Source organism: Aeromonas sp. DSM 116730, assembly GCF_046581335.1.
Classification (GTDB): Bacteria; Pseudomonadota; Gammaproteobacteria; order Enterobacterales; family Aeromonadaceae; genus Aeromonas; species Aeromonas rivipollensis.
The window spans coordinates 3,749,461-3,769,372 of sequence record NZ_CP144265.1 but is presented as its reverse complement, the minus strand read 5'-3'; the positions used below and the strand labels follow the sequence as shown (position 1 = coordinate 3,769,372).

The window sequence follows — 19,912 nt, the reverse complement described above, 5'->3', positions numbered from 1 at the left end:
CCGGCGGATCGGCCGTTATTGCCTGCCATAAAAAACAGGGGGAGATGGGATTTCCCTGTCTCCCCCTGCTTCTTTCCTATTCAGCCCTGCGCTATGATAGCCCCCCATCTGACTGTCGAATGGATCACAGATTTTTATGGGGGAAGTCTCTGAGTTTCCGGTACGTGTCTACTACGAAGACACTGACGCCGGAGGCATCGTCTACAACGCCAATTATCTCAAGTTTATGGAACGGGCTCGCACCGAGTTCCTGCGCGCCGGCGACATCGAGCAAGATGTCCTGTTGCAGGCGGGGATCGCCTTCGTGGTGAGTCGCACCGAGATCGATTTCCGCTCCGCGGCCCGCTTCAATGAACTGCTGACCGTATTGACGCAAGTGACTGAAGTGAAACGTGCTTCCATGCGCTTTTCACAGCAGATCCTGGCGGCTGATGGACGACTGATCACCCAGGCCATGGTACAGATTGCCTGTGTCAGTCATCCGCAAATGAAACCTGTTGCAATACCTGAAAAAATCAAGGGAGTGCTGTTAAGTGCACGCTGAAATTTCGTTTATTGGTCTGTTCTGGCAAGCCAGTCTGCTGGTGAAACTGGTCATGATGACCCTGATGGGCATGTCGGTCGTCTCCTGGGCGCTGATCATCCAGCGTTCCAAGGTCATCAAGGCGGCCAACCTCGCCTCGGAGCAGTTTGAAGACAGATTCTGGTCCGGCGTCGACCTCAACCGTCTCTATCAGGAGTCCTCTTCCCGCCGCGATGACATCGAAGGCATGGAAGACATCTTCTATTCCGGCTTCAAGGAGTATGCCCGCCTGCTCAAGGCCGGCGCCCGTGGCCAGGATGCGGTGATGGACGGTACCTATCGTGCCATGCGCGTCTCGCTGTCCCGTGCGGTGGACGAGCTGGAATCCAACCTGCCAGTGCTGGCGACCGTCGGCTCCATCAGCCCCTATATCGGCCTGTTTGGTACCGTATGGGGCATCATGAACGCCTTTATCGCACTGGGTCAGGTACAGCAGGCGACCCTGCAGATGGTGGCACCGGGCATCGCGGAGGCGCTGATCGCCACCGCCATGGGTCTGTTCGCGGCCATTCCCGCGGTTATTTTCTATAACAGATTCACCAACAAGGTAGAGAAGCTGGAGAACGCCTACGCCAACTTCATGGACGAGTTCACCACCATACTGAACCGTCAGATTGCACAGCAGCAGGGTGACAAGTAAATGCAAACCTATCAGCGGATCCGGCGCAAGAAGGTCGCCGAGATCAACGTGGTGCCCTATATCGACGTCATGCTGGTGCTGCTCATCATCTTCATGGCGGTGACGCCGGTGATCACGCAAGGGGTCAAGGTGGACCTGCCCCAGGCCGAGTCCGAGCAGTTGCCCGAGGACGCCAAGCCCCCCTTCATCGTCAGCGTCAACACCGAGGGTGAGTACGTCATCAAGGCCGGTGAGGCGGATGATGAGCCAGTGCCAAGTGGCACGCCCGAGGCGATGCAGCAATACATCACCGAGAAGGCCATGGGTTATCTGGCCATCAACCAGAACGCTCCCGTGGTGGTGGCGGGTGACAAGTCCGTGCGTTACGAAGAGGTGATCCTGCTGATGGTGGCCCTCAAGAAAGCCGGTGTGCCTCAGGTTGGCCTGATGACGGATCCGGTGAACTGACGGAGATGGATGTGAAGCGTGGTATTTCCGGTTATCTCGTCGCGTCGCTGCTGCTGCATCTGATCATCGGCATCATACTGCTGGTCGGTGTCGACTTCAGCAAGCCCAAGCGCCCCGAGTCGAAGGGACAGATCGTCAATGCGGTGATGCTGGACAGCGAGTTCCTGGAGCAACAGGCACAGCAGATCCAGCAGCAGAAAGCTCAGCCCAAGGCTGCCCAGCAGCAGAAAGAGAAGGACAAGGAAGACGCCGATCAGGCCCGGCGCGAGCTGGCGAAGGAGCAGGAGCGTCTGCGCATCGCCGAGACCAAGCGCAAGGAGGCCGAGGAGGCCACCCGCAAGGCCGAGACCGAGAAGCAGAAGAAGGTAGCCGAGCAGAAGCAGGCGGAAGAGCAGGCCCAGAAGGCCGAGGAAGCCCGCAAGCTGGAGGCGCAGAAGACCAAGCAGGCCGAAGCCAAGCGCCAGGAAGAGGAACTCGCCAAGGCGCTGGCGCTCAAGAAAAAGAAAGAAGAGCTGGAGAAGAAGCAGGCCGAAGAGAAAGCCAAGGCGAAGGCGGATGCGGCCAAGAAGGCTGAAGCCGACAAGAAGGCCAAGGCCGAGGCTGAGAAGAAAGCCAAGGCGGAAGCCGAGAAGAAGGCCAAGGCTGAGGCAGAGAAAAAGGCTGCAGATGAAGCCGCCAAGAAGGCAAAAGCTGACGCAGACAAGAAGGCGAAGGCCGAGGCTGACAAGAAGGCCAAGATAGAGGCAGAGCGCAAGCGCAAGGCGGCCGAGGAGGCCAAGTTGCAGAAAGAGATGGAAGCCATGATGCAGCAGCAGCTGGAGGCCGAGGCCAATTCCCGCAGCCAGGCCGCATCGGCTGCCGCCAAGGGGGAGGTCGACAAGTACGCCGCCCTCATCAAGGCAACGGTCGAGCGCTATATGATTTTGGATCCCACCATGCGGGGCAAAACCTGTACTATCGGTGTCAAATTGGCCAGTACCGGCTTCGTCATTTCGGTGGACAACGGTCAGGGTGACCCTGCGGTCTGCCGCTCCGGCAAGGCGGCTGTGCTGAAGGCGAATCAGTTGCCGGTGCCGAAGGATCCGGCGGCGTTCGAGATGTTGAAGGAGTTTAACCTCAAGTTAGAACCTAGCATCTAGACGTGATAAAACGGGGTCATTGACCGTGGTTGGCAGCATCTGCTGATAAAGGAATTTCACCTCTCATTTTTATTGGAACAGAGTATTTAAGCCATGATAAGAAAAGTGTTTTTTGCTTTGGTTGGCTGCCTTCTGCTAGGCCAGAGCGCTCAGGCGGCCTTGGACATCGTCATCACCGGCGGTATTGACAGTGCGCGCCCCATCGCCATAGCCCCCTTCAAGTGGGAGGGCAATGGTCAACTGCCACAGGACATCGCCGAGGTGGTCTCCAACGACCTGATGCGCAGCGGCAAGTTCAAGCCGCTGGCCCGTGGCCAGATGCCGCAGACCCCGAGCAGCAGTGGCGAGATCAACTTCGCCCCCTGGGCGTCCCAGGGTGTGGAGGCCGTGGTGGTCGGTTCCATCGCGGCGGTGGGTGATGGCACCTACAAGATCAACTTCGAGCTGGTCGACGTTCTGAAGGGCCAGTTGGCCAAGACCCAGGGCGGCGAAGCGAACGGTTACATCCTCGACAGCCGCATGGCGACCATACCGGGTGCCCAGATGCGCCAGTTCGCCCACCGCATCTCCGACATCGTCTACGAGCGTCTGACCGGTGAGCGTGGTGCCTTCCTGACCCGACTGGCCTATGTCTCAGTCCAGCAGGGCACCCAGTTCCCGTACCAGCTGCGTATCTCCGATTACGATGGCTACAACGAGAAGACCCTGCTGCGCTCCCGCGAGCCGTTGATGTCACCGGCCTGGTCGCCGGATGGCAGCAAGCTGGCCTATGTGAGCTTCGAGAACCAGAAGTCCGAGATCTATGTGCAGGACATCTATACCCAGCAACGCAGTCTGATCACCAGTTTCCGCGGCATCAACGGTGCCCCCGAGTGGTCACCAGATGGTCGCCGTTTGGCTATTGTTTTGTCCAAAGATGGGCAGCCTGATCTCTATGTTGTTGATGTTGCTAGCAAGCAACTCACTCGAGTCACAAATAACCGTACCATAGACACCGAACCCTCCTGGATGCCGGACGGTCAAACTTTGCTGTTCACCTCTGAACGTGGTGGCAAACCCCAGATTTATAGCGTAAATTTGGCGACTGGCGTCACTCGCCGGATGACCTGGGAAGGGGATTCCAACCAGGGTGCATCCATCACACCGGACGGCAAGTCCATGGTGGTGGTGACCCGGGTTCAGGGACAATATCGCATCGCTCGCCAGGATATGGAAAACGGAGCCATGTTGGTACTGACCCAGAGTGCTCTCGATGAGTCGCCAAGTGTGGCTCCCAATGGCAGCATGATCATTTATGCCACCATCTATCAGGGTCGTAAGAGTCTTGCGTTGGTGTCGACCGATGGTCGCTTCAAGGCAGTGCTTCCGACCAGTAGCGGTGAAATTCGTGCACCAGCTTGGTCGCCCTTCTTGAATTGATAAAAAAATCGATTGTTTTTTGTTTTGTTATAAAGGTTTAAGGAAATAGCATGCAACTCAATAAACTGCTCAAGGGTCTGGCCATCGCACTGCCACTGTTCACCCTGGCTGCCTGTAGTTCTTCTTCCGACTCCGACGCCGCTGGCGCCGAGTCTGGCATGACCGACGGCATGGGCGGTGTACAAACCGGTGGCGCCAACGGCATGTTGTCCCCGGAAGAGCAGATGCGTCAGAAGTTCGAAGCTCTGCAGCGCGATAACGTGATCTACTTCCCGTACGATGGTTACGACATTCAGGGTCAGTACGCCGACCTGCTGGATGCCCATGCCAGCTACCTGCGTGAGCGTCCGAGCGTCAAGGTGTTGATCGAAGGCCACGCCGATGAGCGCGGTACTCCGGAATACAACATCGCCCTGGGCGAGCGTCGTGCCAAGGCCGTTGCCAAGTATCTGCAAACCCTGGGTGTGCAGGCCGAGCAGCTCTCCATCGTCAGCTATGGCGAAGAGAAGCCGCTGGATCTGTCCCACACCGAGGATGCCTTTGCCAAAAACCGCCGTGCGGTTCTGGTTTACTAAGGTTTGAACCGAACGAAGTTCGTTTATATGCAAGCGGCCATTTCGATGGCCGTTTTATTTGCACTAAACGCCAAGGTTTGATCCGAATGAAATCTGTATAAGCGAGCGACTATGGCGCTGGCCGTTTTATTTGCACTAAACGCTAAGGTTTGATCCGAATGAAATCTGTGTACAAGCAAGCTGTTGTTGCGCTGGCCGTATTGGTTGCTCTGAATGCGCATGCGGCGGCTCCTGTCAGCGATCTGGGCGGTGACTCGGGTGGTGGGGTTGTCCTTAGCGGCAACAACGGTGCCATAGTGCCCACGGGCAGCCTGGAAGACAGGGTCGCCCTGCTGGAGCGCACCCTGAACGCCCGTCTGCGCCTGCAGGCCGAGCTGCAGCAACAGGTCGACTCCCTGCAAGGGGAAGTCTCCGAACTGCGTGGTCAGCTGGAGCAGCAGACCTACCAGATGGAGCAGTCGCAAGAGCGTCAGCGCCAGCTCTATCAGGAGCTCGACAAGGTGGCCAACAGCCAGCCTGCCGCTGCCGCGCCCGCGACTCCTGCAGCCGGCGCCACGACGCCTGCCGCCGCGGCCAACTACTCGACCAATCAGGACGAGAACCAGGCCTATGACGCAGCCGTGAACATGGTGCTCAAGGAGAAGAACTACGACAAGGCCATTCCTGCCTTCGAAGGGTTCATCAAACAGTTCCCGAGCTCCAGCTATGTTCCCAATGCGCACTACTGGCTCGGCCAGCTGATGTTCAACAAGGGTGACAGAGCCGGTGCAGCCAGCCAGTTCTCCACTGTGGCGAACAAGTACAGCAAGTCGCCCAAGCGGGCCGATGCCCTGCTGAAACTCGGCATGCTGGCGCAGCTCGACGGCAAGAAAGCGGAAGCCAAGACCTTCTATGAGCAGGTGATCAAGGGTTACCCCAATACCTCGCCGGCCCAGTTGGCCAAGCAGAGCCTCGGCAAGCTGTAACATTGCTGCATGTCACTGTTTTCGTAACAGTCTTGTAAATGCGGCTCTGCTTTGTATGCGCAGTGAGCAAACAGATTTAATTTAAGATTTTTCTATTGCGCCAGGATGATAAATCCGTAATATAGGCCGCCGTCAGAGCCGGTGCAGCAGTGCGCTCGGAGCTGGTCGTGGTGAGGGTCGTTAGCTCAGTCGGTAGAGCAGTTGACTTTTAATCAATTGGTCGCTGGTTCGAATCCAGCACGACCCACCATTTCTTCACAACGGGTGAAGACAGAATTCCCAGGTCGTTTAGCTCAGCTGGGAGAGCACCTCCCTTACAAGGAGGGGGTCACTGGTTCGAGCCCAGTAACGACCACCAGTTTTAACACTGTCTGCCACAGCAGGCGGTGACAGGTTCAAGGTGTGGGTCGTTAGCTCAGTTGGTAGAGCAGTTGACTCTTAATCAATTGGTCGCTGGTTCGAACCCAGCACGACCCACCAATCTTGACCACAGAATACCCCAGGTCGTTTAGCTCAGCTGGGAGAGCACCTCCCTTACAAGGAGGGGGTCACTGGTTCGAGCCCAGTAACGACCACCAGTTTTAACGCGGTCTGCCACGGCAGGCGGTGACAGGTTCAAGGTGTGGGTCGTTAGCTCAGTTGGTAGAGCAGTTGACTCTTAATCAATTGGTCGCTGGTTCGAACCCAGCACGACCCACCAATCTTGACCACAGAGTATCCCAGGTCGTTTAGCTCAGCTGGGAGAGCACCTCCCTTACAAGGAGGGGGTCACTGGTTCGAGCCCAGTAACGACCACCATGTTTTGAAAAAATGATACAGATGGGTCGTTAGCTCAGTCGGTAGAGCAGTTGACTTTTAATCAATTGGTCGCTGGTTCGAATCCAGCACGACCCACCATCATTTAGCCATATCCCAGGTCGTTTAGCTCAGCTGGGAGAGCACCTCCCTTACAAGGAGGGGGTCACTGGTTCGAGCCCAGTAACGACCACCATGCTTTGAAAAAAATGATACAGATGGGTCGTTAGCTCAGTCGGTAGAGCAGTTGACTTTTAATCAATTGGTCGCTGGTTCGAATCCAGCACGACCCACCATCATTTAGCCATATCCCAGGTCGTTTAGCTCAGCTGGGAGAGCACCTCCCTTACAAGGAGGGGGTCACTGGTTCGAGCCCAGTAACGACCACCATGTTTTGAAAAAATGATACAGATGGGTCGTTAGCTCAGTCGGTAGAGCAGTTGACTTTTAATCAATTGGTCGCTGGTTCGAATCCAGCACGACCCACCATCATTTAGCCTTATCCCAGGTCGTTTAGCTCAGCTGGGAGAGCACCTCCCTTACAAGGAGGGGGTCACTGGTTCGAGCCCAGTAACGACCACCATGCTTTGAAAAAAATGATACAGATGGGTCGTTAGCTCAGTCGGTAGAGCAGTTGACTTTTAATCAATTGGTCGCTGGTTCGAATCCAGCACGACCCACCATCATTTAGCCATACCCCAGGTCGTTTAGCTCAGCTGGGAGAGCACCTCCCTTACAAGGAGGGGGTCACTGGTTCGAGCCCAGTAACGACCACCATGACTTGCAAACAAGAAGGCCCGTACTCCAGTGCGGGCCTTCTTGTTTTAGCTGCAGCTGGCTCCCTGTCTGGTGATCGCGATTTGTTGATGGGTTTGTGCGCGGCTTCTGGTTATAATTTTGGCCTTTCCAAGCGTTGATGGAACAGTCGCAATGAGCAATGCACTGATCAGTGTCCCTCCGGTCATCGAGATGGACTATCCCTTTCCGGTCAAACCGGCTCCCCTGACTGCCGAACAGAAGGCGGCCCTGATCATCGAGATCAAGGCGCTGCTCGAGGCGCGTCAGGCCGTGCTGGTTGCCCACTATTACACGGACCCCGAGATCCAGGCGCTGGCCGAGGCCACCGGCGGTTTCGTCGGCGACTCCCTCGAGATGGCTCGCTTCGGTCGTGATCACGCCGCCCAGACCCTGATCGTGGCCGGTGTGCGCTTCATGGGGGAGACCTCCAAGATCCTGAGCCCGCACAAGCGGGTGCTGATGCCGACCCTTGAGGCTGAGTGCTCCCTGGATCTGGGCTGCCCCATCGACCAGTTCTCCGCCTTCTGCGATGCCCATCCCGACCATATAGTCGTGGTCTATGCCAATACCTCGGCGGCGGTGAAGGCGCGGGCCGACTGGGTGGTGACCTCCAGCATTGCGCTCGAGATAGTCGAGCACCTGGACAGCCAGGGTCACAAGATCATCTGGGGTCCGGACAGACACCTGGGTGCCTACATCGAGAAGAAGACGGGCGCCGAGATGCTGCGCTGGCAGGGTCACTGCATAGTCCACGACGAGTTCAAGGCCAAGGCCCTGCGCGAGCTCAAGGCCCAGAACCCGGACGCTGCCGTGCTGGTGCACCCGGAGTCCCCGGCTTCCGTCATCGAACTGGCGGATGCGGTGGGTTCTACCAGCCAACTCATCAAGGCGGCCCGTGAGCTGCCCCAGCAGAAGCTGATAGTGGCGACCGATCGCGGCATCTTCTACAAGATGCAGCAGGCCTGCCCGGACAAGGAGATGGTGGAGGCACCGACCGGTGGTGATGGTGCCACCTGCCGCAGCTGCGCCCACTGTCCCTGGATGGCGATGAACGGCCTGGTGGCGATCAAGGAGGCTCTGACCGATGGCGCCGAGCGTCACGAGATCCTGGTGGATGAGGAGTTGCGGATGAAGGCACTGATCCCGCTGGATCGCATGCTGAACTTCGCTGCCGAGCTCAAGCTCAAGACCCAGGGTAACGCCTGAGTGTGCGAAGCGTTGAATAGAAAGGCTGAATAGGAGAGGGCACCCGTTGGGGTGCCCTCTTTCGTTACGGGTTTCGCGAAGACAAAGATCAGATGATCACGGTAGAGAAGCTGTGCTCCTCATCCGGCGCGATAACGACGCCAGCCTCGGCCGTGATGGCCGCCTCGACGCAGAGCATGGTGCGGTAGCCATCGTCGCTCATGTCCGCCATGGCGGTGGCCCCTTCCAGCCAGGGGGTCCAGACCACGACGCTGTCGTTGTTGCCGCTCACCACTTTAGTGGTGCGATCGCCGTCCTTGACCATCACCATGGCCTCGGCTTGGTGGTAGACCCGATCAATGGCAGCTGTGAGCGTCAGAGCGCCCTGCTGCTGCCCATCCTGACCCGTCAGCTTGTCGGCATAAGGCTCACCCAGGCCGGTCACGCTGACGGCCTCTGGGGCACTTATCTGCAGATAGGTGTGCAGGGCCGCATTGTAGGTGAGGGGCGTCTTGCCGGTGTTGCGGGTGGTCAGCACCAGGGAGAGCTCCTTGCCCACCAGCACATCCAGCTCCAGCTCGAAGGCGTGGGGCCAGAGGGCGCGGCTGGCGTCGGTGTCGCGCAGAGACAGATGGACTAGGGTGCCATCCCCGTGATCGGAGACACCATCCAGGGTCCAGAGGCTGGTGCGGGCGAAGCCATGGGACGGTTTGCCGCTGCCGACGCGAGCGGGGGAGGGGCCGAACCAGGGCCAGCACAGAGGGATGCCGCCTCGGATCGGCTTGCTGCCATCCAGCACGGCCTTGTCGCTGAGCCAGATCGAGGCGGGTTCGCCGTGGCGCTGATAGCGCAGTACATGGGCACCAAACAGGCTGATCTCCGCCCTGGCATGCTCGTTGTTGATGGTCAGCAGAGGCTGGCCATCCGCGGGGTGGCTGAGGGTACAGTGGGCTGTCAGAGTACGTGTCGGTTGCATGGAGACTCCTGTGCTCGCGCACATTCAAGGAAGAGGTCGGCAGATCCAGAATACAAAAAGGCGGCCAATGGCCGCCTTTTTTCAAGCTACGCGATTGCGCATCCCAAATTACTTGGAGATGTGAGCGATCAGATCCAGAACCTTGCTGGAGTAGCCCATTTCGTTGTCGTACCAGGATACAACTTTAACGAATTTGTCGTTCAGTGCGATACCAGCCTTGGCATCGAACACAGAAGTCTGACGCTCACCCAGGAAGTCGGTGGAAACCACTTGATCTTCGGTGTAGCCCAGCACGCCCTTCATGGAGCCTTCGGAGGCTGCTTTCATGGCTGCGCAGATTTCTGCGTAGGTGGCAGCTTTCTTCAGGTTGACGGTCAGGTCAACAACGGACACGTCCGGAGTCGGTACGCGGAACGCCATGCCGGTCAGTTTGCCGTTCAGTTCAGGGATAACAACGCCAACAGCCTTGGCAGCACCGGTAGAGGACGGGATGATGTTCTGAGCCGCACCGCGGCCACCGCGCCAGTCTTTGGCAGACGGACCATCAACGGTCTTCTGGGTAGCAGTGGTAGCGTGGACAGTGGTCATCAGGCCGGATTCGATACCGAAGGTATCGTTCAGAACCTTGGCGATCGGGGCCAGGCAGTTGGTGGTGCAGGAAGCATTGGAAACGATGTCCTGGCCAGCGTAGGTAGAGTCGTTAACACCCATGACGAACATAGGGGTAGCGTCTTTGGACGGACCGGTCAGTACGACTTTCTTGGCACCGGCAGCGATGTGCTTGCGAGCAGTGGCGTCGTCCAGGAACAGACCGGTAGCTTCGGCAACAACGTCAACACCGATGGCATCCCATTTCAGGTTTGCCGGGTCACGCTCAGCGGTAACACGTACGGTTTTGCCGTTAACAACCAGGTTGCCGTCTTTAACTTCAACGGTACCGTTGAAACGACCGTGAGTTGAATCGTACTTCAGCATGTAAGCCATGTAGTCAACGTCGATCAGGTCGTTGATACCAACCACTTCGATGTCAGCACGCTCAGCGGCCAGACGGAACACGAAACGACCGATGCGGCCAAAACCGTTAATACCTACTTTGATAGTCATATTTGGTTACCTAACTGTTCAGTAGTCAAAGAAAATTCCGTTTGTAAATTTACTAGAACTCACCGGTGAGTCAACCAACAATCTGCGCGAAATTGCGCTATATCATGAAAAACTGTGAAATTTATTTTCGTTTTATGTAACTGGCTACCAACTTTTGTCGAATGCATCATCAGCGGATCCGGTCGCAGAGATCAACAATAGTGCCTGTTCGGTCACACAACCAGCCGGGGAGATATGTAAAAATGTGCGCGGTTTAGCATGGCCAAAGAGCCACTGTTCAAGTACCACCCATAAAAATTAATCACAAATAGTGTAGATAGAATCCACAGCGGGAATTCTCAAACTATGACCACCCTGATTGAACAGCTGGCTGCCGCCAAAGGTATCGCCAGCGAGTATGTTGATGCCTGGGGCCACCCGGCCCAGGTATCCGAAGAGAGCAAGGCCGCCATGCTGGGCGCCATGGGCTACCGCGTCGACGACGAGGCCGCCCTGACCGAACAGCTGGAGCAGGAGCACCGTCAGCACTGGTTGCGACCTCTGGATCCCGTGATGGTAGTGCGCAGTGGCGACCCCATCAGCCTCGAGGTTCGTCTGCCCATAGAGTTCGTCAACGACGCCCTCCACTGGCAGATAGTGCTGGAGCAGGGAGCCCTGTTGTCCGGCCAGCTGACCCCCATCGAAGGGGAACTGGTCGGCGTCGCCGAATTCGAGGAGATGGAGTGCCAGGCCTATAGGGTCGCGCTGGATGTGCAGCCGGAGCTAGGCTATCACCAGCTGGTGCTGCTGGAAGAGGGCAACGACGAGCCGCTCGCCACCATGCGCCTCATAGTCGCGCCCAAGTCCTGCTACAAGCAGGCGCCCATCGCCAACGGCCGCAAGGTGTGGGGCCCGAGCGTGCAGCTCTACTGCCTGCGCAGCCGCCACAACTGGGGCATAGGTGATTTCAGTGACCTTGGCCAGCTGGTCGAGAAGGCCGCCGCCTGGGGAGCCCATTTCGTGGGGCTGAACCCCATCCACGCCCTCTATCCTGCGAATCCCGAGAGTGCCAGCCCCTACAGCCCCTCTTCCCGCCGCTGGCTCAACGTGGCCTATATCAACGTGGAAGCCGTGCCCGAGTTTCTGGCCAACGAGCGGCTCAAGGCCGATGTGGCGAGCCCGGCCTTCCAGCAGCATCTGGCCTCCCTGCGGGCCAAGGAGAACGTGGATTACACCGGCGTCATCGAGACCAAGATCGGCATGCTGCGCCAGGTGTTCGATGAGGCCAGGCTCAGCGCCGAGCGTCAGGCCGCCTTCGATGCCTTCGTGGCCGCCGGTGGCGACAGCCTGCAACAGCAGGCCGCCTTTGATGCCCTGCAGGCCCATTTCTATGGCAAGGGTGAGAACGCCTGGGGCTGGCCGGTCTGGTCGGATGCCTTCCGCGATTACCACAACCCGGAAGTGGCTGCCTGGATGCAGGATCACAGCCAGGATGTGAATTTCTATCTCTATCTGCAGTTCCTGGCCGATGAGCAACTGGCCCAGGCCGATGCCCGCGCCAAGGCGGCCGGCATGGTGATGGGGATCTACCGGGATCTGGCGGTGGGCGTCTCCGAAGGCTCCACCGAGATCTGGGCCAACCGGGATCTCTACTGCCCGAAAGCCTCGGTCGGTGCTCCCCCCGACATCCTGGGCCCCCTCGGTCAGAACTGGGGCCTGCCCCCCATGAACCCGAACCAGCTGTTCGAGGCGGCCTATCAGCCCATGGTGGATCTGTTCCGCGCCAACATGCGTGCCTGCGGCGCGCTGCGCATCGATCACGTGATGGCCTTGCTGCGCCTGTGGTGGGTTCCGCCCGGAGCGTCCGCCGCCAAGGGCGCCTACATCTACTATCCGGTCAACGACCTGCTGGGGATACTTGCCCTTGAGTCCCACCGCAACCAGTGCCTGCTGATCGGTGAAGATCTCGGCACAGTGCCGGAAGGCATAGACGTCACGCTCAAAGAGAACGGCGTTCACTCCTACAAGGTGTTCTTCTTCGAGCGCTCCAAGGGGGACGGCGGTTTCATCTCCCCGGCGCACTACACCGAGCAGGCGATGTCGGCCCTGACCACCCACGACATGCCGACCCTGAAGGGCTTCTGGCATTGCGACGATCTGGCGCTGGGCCGCGAGCTGGGCCTGTACCCGGATGAAGAGGTACTCAAGACCCTGTATGCTGATCGCCACCAGGCCAAGCAGCGGATCCTTGACAGCCTGCATGCCCATGGGGTCATCTCTGGCAACATCAGCCATGACGTGAACTGGGTCGGGATGAATACCGAACTCAACCATGGCCTGCAACTGCACATGTCCCGCGGCAGCTGTGCCCTGTTCAGTACCCAGCTGGAAGACTGGCTGGAGATGGACAAGCCGGTCAACGTGCCGGGCACCAGTTACGAATACCCGAACTGGCGTCGCAAGCTTTCAAAGGATCTGGAAGATATTTTTGCCGATGAGGCGCTCAAGGCGCTGGCGGGCAAGATGAGCCAGGCCCGTGACGAGGCCAGTCGTTGAGCCCTTGCTGTCAACATGTGACTCACTTTCATCCGCTTCGGCCCAGGCCGGAGCGGATGTTCAGCCATGAAAGGAAATGTCGATGCCCGTTGAACGTTTGGTTGCCGCCCGCTGTGCCGATCCCTTCTCCCATCTAGGCCTGCTGGCCAATCCGGATGGGCCAGGCCTGAAACTGACGGCCTGGTTGCCGGATGCCCTCGAGGTCCGGGTCAGGGACCTCAAGTCAGGCAAGATAGTTGCCACCCTGACCGCCGCCGACGAAGCGGGCCTTTTTGAAACTGTTTTCACTCGCCGCAAGAATCCCTTCCCCTATCAGCTGATCGCCAGCTACCCCGATGCCAGTGCCGAATCCATCGACCCTTACCAATTCCAGGCTGCGGCCTGGGAAGGCTTGGCGGAACTGAGCTTCCAGCCGGAAAACCTCTACCACACCCTGGGCGCGCAGTTGCGCACCGTGGAGCATCTCGGTCAACAGGTGGCAGGGGTGCGCTTCGCCGTCTATGCGCCGAGCGCCACGGCGGTGAGCCTGATCGGCGATTTCAACTTCTGGGATGGCCGTCGCCACCCCATGCAGCGCAGCCAGTGCGGTCACTGGGTGTTGTTCGTGCCTGGCCTCAAGGCCGGGGATCGCTACAAGTTCGAACTGAAAGATCCGGCCGGCCATCGGCTGCCCCACAAGAGCGATCCGGTCGGCTTCTACTGCGAGCAGTACCCGTCGTTCGCCTCCGTCATCCACGACCACGAGCAGTACCAGTGGCAGGATGCCGCCTGGCGCGAAAGCCAGCGCAATGACAAGCGGGAGCAGCCGCTCTCCATCTACGAGCTGCACGTGGGCTCCTGGAAGCGTCACCCCAACGGGGACAGCCTGAACTGGCGCGAGCTGGCGGTGGAGCTGGTCAACTACGTCACCGAGATGGGCTACACCCACATCGAGCTGATGCCGGTCTCCGAGCACCCCTTCAGCGGCTCCTGGGGTTATCAGCCGGTGGGCATGTTCTCCCCCACCAGTCGCTACGGCAGTGCCGATGACTTCAAGCATTTCGTCGACGCCTGCCACCAGGCCGGCATTGGCGTCATCCTCGACTGGGTGCCGGCCCACTTCCCGGCCGATGCCCATGGTCTCGCCCGCTTCGACGGCACCCCGCTCTACGAGTACGAGGATCCGCGCCGTGGCTGGCACCCGGACTGGAACTCCTACATCTACGATTTCGGTCGCAACAACGTGCGCCAGTTCCTGGTGGCGAGCGCCCTGTTCTGGCTCGACAAGTTCCACATCGACGGCCTGCGGGTGGATGCGGTGGCCTCCATGCTCTATCTGGATTATTCCCGCAACGCCGGTGAGTGGGTGCCGAACGTCGACGGGGGCAACCACAACTACGAGGCCATCAGCCTCTTGAAGTGGACCAATGAGGAGGTGTACGGCAAGTATCCCCACACCATGACCATAGCCGAGGAGTCCACCGCCTTTGCCGGTGTCTCCAAACCCACCTTCCTGGGTGGCCTCGGGTTTGGCTTCAAGTGGAATATGGGCTGGATGCACGACACCCTGAGCTACATGCAGAAGGAGCCTATCCACCGCCGTTATCACCACAACGAGATGACCTTCTCCATGGTCTATCACTATGACGAGAACTTCATCCTGGCCCTGTCCCACGACGAGGTGGTGCACGGCAAGCACTCCCTGCTCTACAAGATGCCGGGTGACGAGTGGCAGCAGGCCGCGAACCTGAGGGCCTACATGGGCTTCATGTATGGCCATCCGGGCAAGAAGCTCAACTTCATGGGCACCGAAATCGCCCAGAGCAACGAGTGGAATCACGATGCCCAGCTGCCCTGGCACCTGCTGCAATTCCCCAAGCACGGCGGCCAGCAACGGCTGATCCGCGATCTCAACCGGCTCTATCGTCATGAAGCTGCCTTGTATCAGGCGGATTATGAGCAGAGCGGCTTCCGCTGGCTGGATCATAACGATGCCGACAACAGCATCTTCGCCTGGCTGCGCGCCGACAAGCAGGGGGCCAATCCTGTGGTGATCGCCTCCAACTTCACCCCCGTGCCGCGCCTCGCCTATCGCCTCGGGGTGCCAGAGGCGGGCCGCTATGCCGTGGTGCTCAACACAGATAGCGAGCATTACTGGGGCAGCAACTATGATGTGGGTTTGACCTTAGTCGCCGAGCCGACCCCCTGGCAGGGGATGGCGCACAGCATAGTGCTGGACTTGCCGCCGCTCGCGACCTTGTTCATCAAACAGGAGTCCTGATGTTTGTAATGGAAAATGGGGTGGACTACCCGCTGGGGGCCCGGCTCGACGAGGCAGGCTGCCACTTCTGCGTCTGGGCCCCCCAATCGGACAAGGTGGAGCTCTGTCTGTTCGACGAGCAGGAGCAGGAGCTGGTCCGGCTGGCCCTGCCCGGTCGGCGCGGCCAATACAGATTCGGCTATGTGCGCGGGGTGAAGGCCGGTCAGCGTTACGGCTACCGGGTTCATGGCATGCCCCAGGAGGGCATGCTGTTCGACCCGGACAAGCTGCTGATCGACCCCTATGCCAGGGCACTCAGCCGGGCGACCCGCTGGAATGACGACCTCTATCAGGGGGACAGCGCGGCCATGGTGGCCAAGTCCGTGGTGGTGGACGATGCCTTCGACTGGCAGGGGGTCGGCAAGCCCGGGATCCCGCCCGAGCGGGTGGTGCTCTACGAGACCCACGTCAAGGGTTTCACCCGCCAGCATCCCGGGGTGCCCGAGGCGCTGCGGGGCACCTACCTCGGCGTTAGCCATCCGCTGATGATAGAGCATCTGCTCTCTCTCGGGGTCACCTCGGTGCAACTGATGCCGGTGGCCGCCTTCATGTCGGAGCCCAGGCTGGAGCAGCTTGGCCTCACCAACTACTGGGGCTACAACCCCATCTCCTTCTTCGCCCCCGAGCCGCGCTATGGCGCGGGGGAGGCGGTGACCGAGTTCAAGACCATGGTGCGCGAGCTGCACCGGGTCGGGCTCGAAGTGATACTGGATGTGGTCTACAACCACACCGCCGAATCCGGTGTCGACGGCCCCATGCTGTCCCTCAAGGGGTTCGACAACGCGGGTTACTACGCCTTCGAGACCGGGGCTCACGGTCCTGACTACCACCGCCATGCCAACGTCACCGGCTGCGGCAACAGCGTCAACCTGGATCACCCCAACAGCCTGCGACTGGTGCTCGATGCCCTGCGCTACTGGGTCACCGAGATGCAGGTGGACGGTTTCCGCTTCGATCTGGCGGTCACCCTGGCGCGGGAGGCGGGGGAGTTCGATCCCATGAGCGCCTTCTTCAAGGCCCTGCTGGCGGATCCCGTGCTGGCGCGGGTGAGGCTGATTGCCGAGCCCTGGGACATAGGCCCCTTCGGCTATCGCCTGGGCCAGTTCCCGAGCCAGTGGCTGGAGATCAACGACCGCTATCGCGACACTGTGCGCGCCTTCTGGCGCGGCGACGCGGGCAAGATGGGAGACTTCGCCACCCGGCTGGCGGGGTCGCGGGATCTCTTCCCGAAGAACTGGCGCTCCCCCCACACCAGCGTCAACTACCTCTGCTATCACGACGGCTTCACCCTGGAGGATCTGGTCTCCTACAACCAGCGTCACAACCAGGCCAACGGCGAAGACAACAGAGACGGCCACGGCAACAACCTCTCCTACAACCACGGGGTGGAGGGGCCGACCCTGGACCCCAGAGTGAACAACCTGCGCCAGCAGCAGAAGCGCAACCTCATTGCCACCCTGCTGCTCTCCCAGGGCACGCCGCACTTCCTGGCCGGGGACGAGATGGGCCGCAGCCAGCTTGGCAACAACAACGCCTACTGCCAGGACAACCAGATAAGCTGGGTCAACTGGCAGTTGCGCCCCGAGGATGAACGGCTGCTCGCCTTCACCCGCCAGATGATGGCGCTGCGGGCCGAGTCGGGGGTCTTCGCCAACCTGCAACTGAGCGACGACAGCTGGAACGGCGCCTCGACCAGCTGCCACAGCGTCAACTGGTATCACCCCGATGGCCATCAGCTCACCGATCAGGACTGGCATGCCCCCATGGGGCAGGCGTTCGCCATGGACATCGGCATGCTGGCGTGCGGCGGGGAGCGCTGGTACGTGCTGTTCAACGCCAGCGACTACGACATCCAGTTCCGCCTGCCGCCGCCGGGAGAGGGGCTGGAGTGGATCCAGACCATAGACACGGCCACCAACGACGGCCTGCCTTTCCTGCCGGACGACATCAAGCGGCAGGTGGCGGTGGGGCGTGCCCACTCCCTCAAATTGCTGGAGCGGGTTTCGCTGCCTGGGGTGGCGCTGGCCAAGGAAGGGGTGGTCGCCACGCCGGATGTTGCCGCCGTGTTGCCAACGGGATCACAGTTCCCGCTGGCGGGGTAGAGTCGGGGCCTGTGAGTGGGTATGCTGGGCGCCGTGATAAAAGGCAAGGAGTCAGTATGAAGGGCAACAATCCCGAGCAATGGCGTAGCAAGTTGAGTGCCGAGCAGTTTCACGTCTGCTGGGAGAAGGGTACAGAGCGCCCTTACAGCGGTGCCCTGCTGCACAATCGCAAGAGCGGTGACTACCTCTGCGTCTGCTGCAAGAGCGTACTGTTCCATGCGGACGCCAAGTTTGACTCCGGCTGTGGCTGGCCCTCCTTCGATCGGGCCATCGAGGGGACAGTGACCTACACCGAGGATCGCAGCCACGGCATGGCAAGGGTGGAGATCACCTGCAGCCAGTGCGGCTCCCACCTGGGTCATGTCTTCCCGGACGGGCCGACCGAGACAGGCCAGCGCTACTGCGTCAACAGCCTGAGCCTGGACTTCGAGCCCGATACCGACGCCTGAAAGCGTCAGAAATGAAAAATGGCGCCTCCGCTTGCGGAGGCGCCATTTTTTATGGGGTCCTGGTTAGCCCTCAGATCAGCAGCAGGCTGGCCCCCACCAGCAGGGCGGCGAGCGCCAGTATGGGCAGCCTGATGACGCGCAGCAGATAGAAGGCGATGGCGGCCAGCGCCAGATCGGCCGGGGCCAGCACGGCGCTCTGCCACACCGGCTGATAGAGGGCGGCCAGCAGCAGCCCCACCACGGCGGCGTTGATGCCGGCCACGGCCCCCGCCAGCCTGGGGTGGGCCAGCCAGCTTTGCCAGCAGGGGCCCAGGGCCCACAGCAGCAAAAAGCCCGGCAAGAATAGTGCGAGGGTTGCCAGCAGGGCGCCCGCCAGCGGTGCGGCGGGCAACAGCTGGGCGCCGAGGTAGCTGGCCAGGGTGAACATGGGGCCGGGCACCAGCTGGGCCAGGCCGTAGCCGGTCAGGAATTGTTGCTGGCTGAGGCTGTGGCCGACGCTCTCCTGCAACAGGGGCAGCACCACGTGGCCGCCGCCAAACACCAGACTGCCCGCTCGATAGAAGTCGGCGACCAGCTGGCTGGCGGGACCCTGGGCCAGCAGCGGTAGGCCGACAAACAGCAGGGCAAACAGCAGCAGGGTCGGCCAGTGGGGGGCGCGACGGGCTTGTGGCGCCGCAGGAGAGGCGCCGACCGCCTCCCGCTGGGCGCAGAGCAGGGCCGCCCCCAAAAGCATCCCCAGCTGGGTCAGCAGACCGGGCTGCCACCAGAGGGCTGCCGCGGTCGCCACCATGACTCCCTGTTGCAGCACCGTCTTGCAGAACTGGCGACTCATGGTGAGTACGGCATCCGCCACCACCACCAGCGCCAGCAGCTTGAGGCCGTGCAGGGCCCCATCCAGCCAGAGGTTGTTGGTCAGCTGACTCGCACCTATGGCGGCGGCCAGCAACAGCAGGAAGGAGGGCAGGGTGAAGCCGATGAAGGCGGCGAGCGCCCCTCCAAGGCCGGCCCGGTGGCGGCCGATGGCAAAACCGAGCTGGCTGGAGGCGGGGCCGGGCAACAGCTGGCACAGGGCCAGCAGCTGGGCATACTCGGCCTGGCTGAGCCAGCCGAGGCGCTGGACAAAGGTGCGCTGGAAGTAGCCGATATGGGCGGCCGGCCCGCCGAAGCTGATGCAGCCCAGCCACAGAAATTGAAGAAATACCTGTCCCACCACTTACTCCCTGTCGTCATCGCAGATGGACAGGGATGATATGACAGAGTGATGACTTTTTTATGACATTTCGGGCTGGGTTTCTGGTTGCGGCAGATAGCAGCGTCCGGCCAGCCAGCAGGGGATGGGGATTAGGTCGGCTGGCTTGGTTGCGGCAGATAGCAGTGCCCCGCCAACCAGCAGGCGAGGGTTACTCTGTCGGCTGGGGTAGATAGCAGCGCCCGGCCAGCCAGCAGGCGATGGGATTAGGCCGGCTGGCCCGGTTGCGGCAGATAGCAGCGCCCCGCCAGCCAGCAGGCGATGGACTGGCGACTGGCATCGAAGTGGGGTTCGGGCAGCGCGCGGGGATCGCACCAGACCCAGCCCTCGCACTTGTCCGGCTCCAGCAGTTGCGGCTCGCCCTCCACCTCGGCCAGCAGGGTGACAGAGATGTAGTGCAGCCCGCTCTCGCGCCAGGTCTCCAGGTTGTTGGTGACGGCGATGACGCTGGGGTTGGTGATGAGAAAGCCTGTCTCCTCGGCCACCTCCCGGATTGCCGCCGACTCGAAGCTCTCGCCAAGCTCCAGGTGGCCGCCGGCGATGGACCAGTAGGGGGCGTGGCTCCCCTTGCGCTTGCCAAGCAGCACCTGGCCCTGATGGTTGACGAGGATGACTCCGATCCCGACGCGAGGATAGGGAGTGGACATAAGAA

Annotated in this window: 16 protein-coding genes and 14 tRNA genes; 26 read left to right on the top strand and 4 right to left on the bottom strand. The window is 60.4% G+C overall.

Going from position 1 to position 19,912, the window contains the following annotated elements:
- Positions 1-136 precede the first annotated feature (136 nt).
- The 22 genes from ybgC (at position 137) to nadA (ending at position 8,567) form a co-directional block, all read left to right on the top strand.
- Positions 137-544 (top strand): tol-pal system-associated acyl-CoA thioesterase, encoded by a 408-nt coding sequence (gene ybgC, locus Aeroheme_RS17250; protein WP_005331541.1) that lies wholly within the window; start codon positions 137-139, stop codon positions 542-544.
- A gap of 1 nt (position 545) precedes the next feature.
- Complete coding sequence (gene tolQ, locus Aeroheme_RS17245; RefSeq protein ID WP_213345242.1) at positions 546-1,223, top strand: protein TolQ; 678 nt, start codon at positions 546-548, stop codon at positions 1,221-1,223.
- Entirely contained in the window at positions 1,224-1,670 is a 447-nt protein-coding gene (gene tolR / locus Aeroheme_RS17240; RefSeq protein WP_005331545.1) for a protein TolR, read from the top strand.
- Positions 1,671-1,675: 5 nt separating this feature from the next.
- Positions 1,676-2,809, top strand: coding sequence for a cell envelope integrity protein TolA (gene tolA / locus Aeroheme_RS17235; RefSeq protein WP_106884918.1), 1,134 nt, complete (start codon positions 1,676-1,678; stop codon positions 2,807-2,809).
- A gap of 93 nt (positions 2,810-2,902) precedes the next feature.
- The gene (gene tolB / locus Aeroheme_RS17230; RefSeq protein ID WP_041206742.1) at positions 2,903-4,228 is read left to right on the top strand and encodes a Tol-Pal system beta propeller repeat protein TolB; all 1,326 of its coding nucleotides are present in this window, start codon (positions 2,903-2,905) and stop codon (positions 4,226-4,228) included.
- 50 nt (positions 4,229-4,278) lie between these two features.
- Complete coding sequence (pal, locus tag Aeroheme_RS17225) at positions 4,279-4,803, top strand: peptidoglycan-associated lipoprotein Pal (RefSeq protein ID WP_005331552.1); 525 nt, start codon at positions 4,279-4,281, stop codon at positions 4,801-4,803.
- A gap of 158 nt (positions 4,804-4,961) precedes the next feature.
- Complete coding sequence (gene ybgF / locus Aeroheme_RS17220; RefSeq protein WP_162520034.1) at positions 4,962-5,768, top strand: tol-pal system protein YbgF; 807 nt, start codon at positions 4,962-4,964, stop codon at positions 5,766-5,768.
- Between the two features lie 174 nt (positions 5,769-5,942).
- Positions 5,943-6,018, top strand: a tRNA-Lys gene (locus Aeroheme_RS17215).
- Between the two features lie 32 nt (positions 6,019-6,050).
- Positions 6,051-6,126, top strand: a tRNA-Val gene (locus tag Aeroheme_RS17210).
- A gap of 46 nt (positions 6,127-6,172) precedes the next feature.
- Positions 6,173-6,248: transfer RNA gene (locus tag Aeroheme_RS17205), tRNA-Lys, on the top strand.
- Between the two features lie 22 nt (positions 6,249-6,270).
- A tRNA-Val gene (locus Aeroheme_RS17200) sits at positions 6,271-6,346 on the top strand.
- A 46-nt stretch (positions 6,347-6,392) separates the two neighbouring features.
- A tRNA-Lys gene (locus Aeroheme_RS17195) sits at positions 6,393-6,468 on the top strand.
- Positions 6,469-6,490: 22 nt separating this feature from the next.
- Positions 6,491-6,566, top strand: a tRNA-Val gene (locus Aeroheme_RS17190).
- A gap of 23 nt (positions 6,567-6,589) precedes the next feature.
- Positions 6,590-6,665 (top strand) — tRNA-Lys (locus tag Aeroheme_RS17185).
- 18 nt (positions 6,666-6,683) lie between these two features.
- Positions 6,684-6,759 (top strand) — tRNA-Val (locus tag Aeroheme_RS17180).
- Positions 6,760-6,783: 24 nt separating this feature from the next.
- Positions 6,784-6,859: transfer RNA gene (locus Aeroheme_RS17175), tRNA-Lys, on the top strand.
- Between the two features lie 18 nt (positions 6,860-6,877).
- Positions 6,878-6,953: transfer RNA gene (locus Aeroheme_RS17170), tRNA-Val, on the top strand.
- A gap of 23 nt (positions 6,954-6,976) precedes the next feature.
- Positions 6,977-7,052: transfer RNA gene (locus tag Aeroheme_RS17165), tRNA-Lys, on the top strand.
- A gap of 18 nt (positions 7,053-7,070) precedes the next feature.
- Positions 7,071-7,146 (top strand) — tRNA-Val (locus Aeroheme_RS17160).
- Between the two features lie 24 nt (positions 7,147-7,170).
- A tRNA-Lys gene (locus Aeroheme_RS17155) sits at positions 7,171-7,246 on the top strand.
- An 18-nt stretch (positions 7,247-7,264) separates the two neighbouring features.
- Positions 7,265-7,340, top strand: a tRNA-Val gene (locus Aeroheme_RS17150).
- Positions 7,341-7,493: 153 nt separating this feature from the next.
- Entirely contained in the window at positions 7,494-8,567 is a 1,074-nt protein-coding gene (nadA, locus tag Aeroheme_RS17145) for a quinolinate synthase NadA (protein ID WP_408857997.1), read from the top strand.
- Positions 8,568-8,655: 88 nt separating this feature from the next.
- Here nadA and Aeroheme_RS17140 read toward each other — a convergent pair whose 3' ends face one another.
- Complete coding sequence (locus Aeroheme_RS17140; protein ID WP_289986894.1) at positions 8,656-9,522, bottom strand: D-hexose-6-phosphate mutarotase; 867 nt, start codon at positions 9,520-9,522, stop codon at positions 8,656-8,658.
- A 108-nt stretch (positions 9,523-9,630) separates the two neighbouring features.
- Entirely contained in the window at positions 9,631-10,626 is a 996-nt protein-coding gene (gene gap / locus Aeroheme_RS17135; RefSeq protein WP_033129683.1) for a type I glyceraldehyde-3-phosphate dehydrogenase, read from the bottom strand.
- 345 nt (positions 10,627-10,971) lie between these two features.
- Between gap and malQ the strand changes: the two genes are divergently transcribed.
- The 4 genes from malQ (at position 10,972) to msrB (ending at position 18,011) form a co-directional block, all read left to right on the top strand.
- Positions 10,972-13,161: a 4-alpha-glucanotransferase gene (gene malQ, locus Aeroheme_RS17130; RefSeq protein ID WP_411166270.1), complete on the top strand. Its 2,190-nt coding sequence runs from the start codon at positions 10,972-10,974 to the stop codon at positions 13,159-13,161.
- An 82-nt stretch (positions 13,162-13,243) separates the two neighbouring features.
- Positions 13,244-15,421 (top strand): 1,4-alpha-glucan branching protein GlgB, encoded by a 2,178-nt coding sequence (glgB, locus tag Aeroheme_RS17125; RefSeq protein WP_408753325.1) that lies wholly within the window; start codon positions 13,244-13,246, stop codon positions 15,419-15,421.
- Entirely contained in the window at positions 15,421-17,562 is a 2,142-nt protein-coding gene (gene glgX, locus Aeroheme_RS17120) for a glycogen debranching protein GlgX (RefSeq protein WP_411166269.1), read from the top strand. The genes glgB and glgX overlap by 1 nt, the downstream gene beginning before the upstream one ends.
- Before the next feature lie 56 nt (positions 17,563-17,618).
- Positions 17,619-18,011, top strand: a complete 393-nt coding sequence (gene msrB / locus Aeroheme_RS17115) for a peptide-methionine (R)-S-oxide reductase MsrB (protein WP_111913281.1) — start codon at positions 17,619-17,621, stop codon at positions 18,009-18,011.
- Between the two features lie 70 nt (positions 18,012-18,081).
- Here msrB and chrA read toward each other — a convergent pair whose 3' ends face one another.
- Together chrA and Aeroheme_RS17105 are read right to left on the bottom strand one after the other, a co-directional pair.
- On the bottom strand, positions 18,082-19,221 hold the full coding sequence (gene chrA / locus Aeroheme_RS17110; RefSeq protein ID WP_411166268.1) for a chromate efflux transporter: 1,140 nt from the start codon (positions 19,219-19,221) through the stop codon (positions 18,082-18,084).
- Positions 19,222-19,466: 245 nt separating this feature from the next.
- The gene (locus Aeroheme_RS17105) at positions 19,467-19,907 is read right to left on the bottom strand and encodes a nucleotide triphosphate diphosphatase NUDT15 (RefSeq protein ID WP_411166267.1); all 441 of its coding nucleotides are present in this window, start codon (positions 19,905-19,907) and stop codon (positions 19,467-19,469) included.
- Positions 19,908-19,912 lie beyond the last annotated feature (5 nt).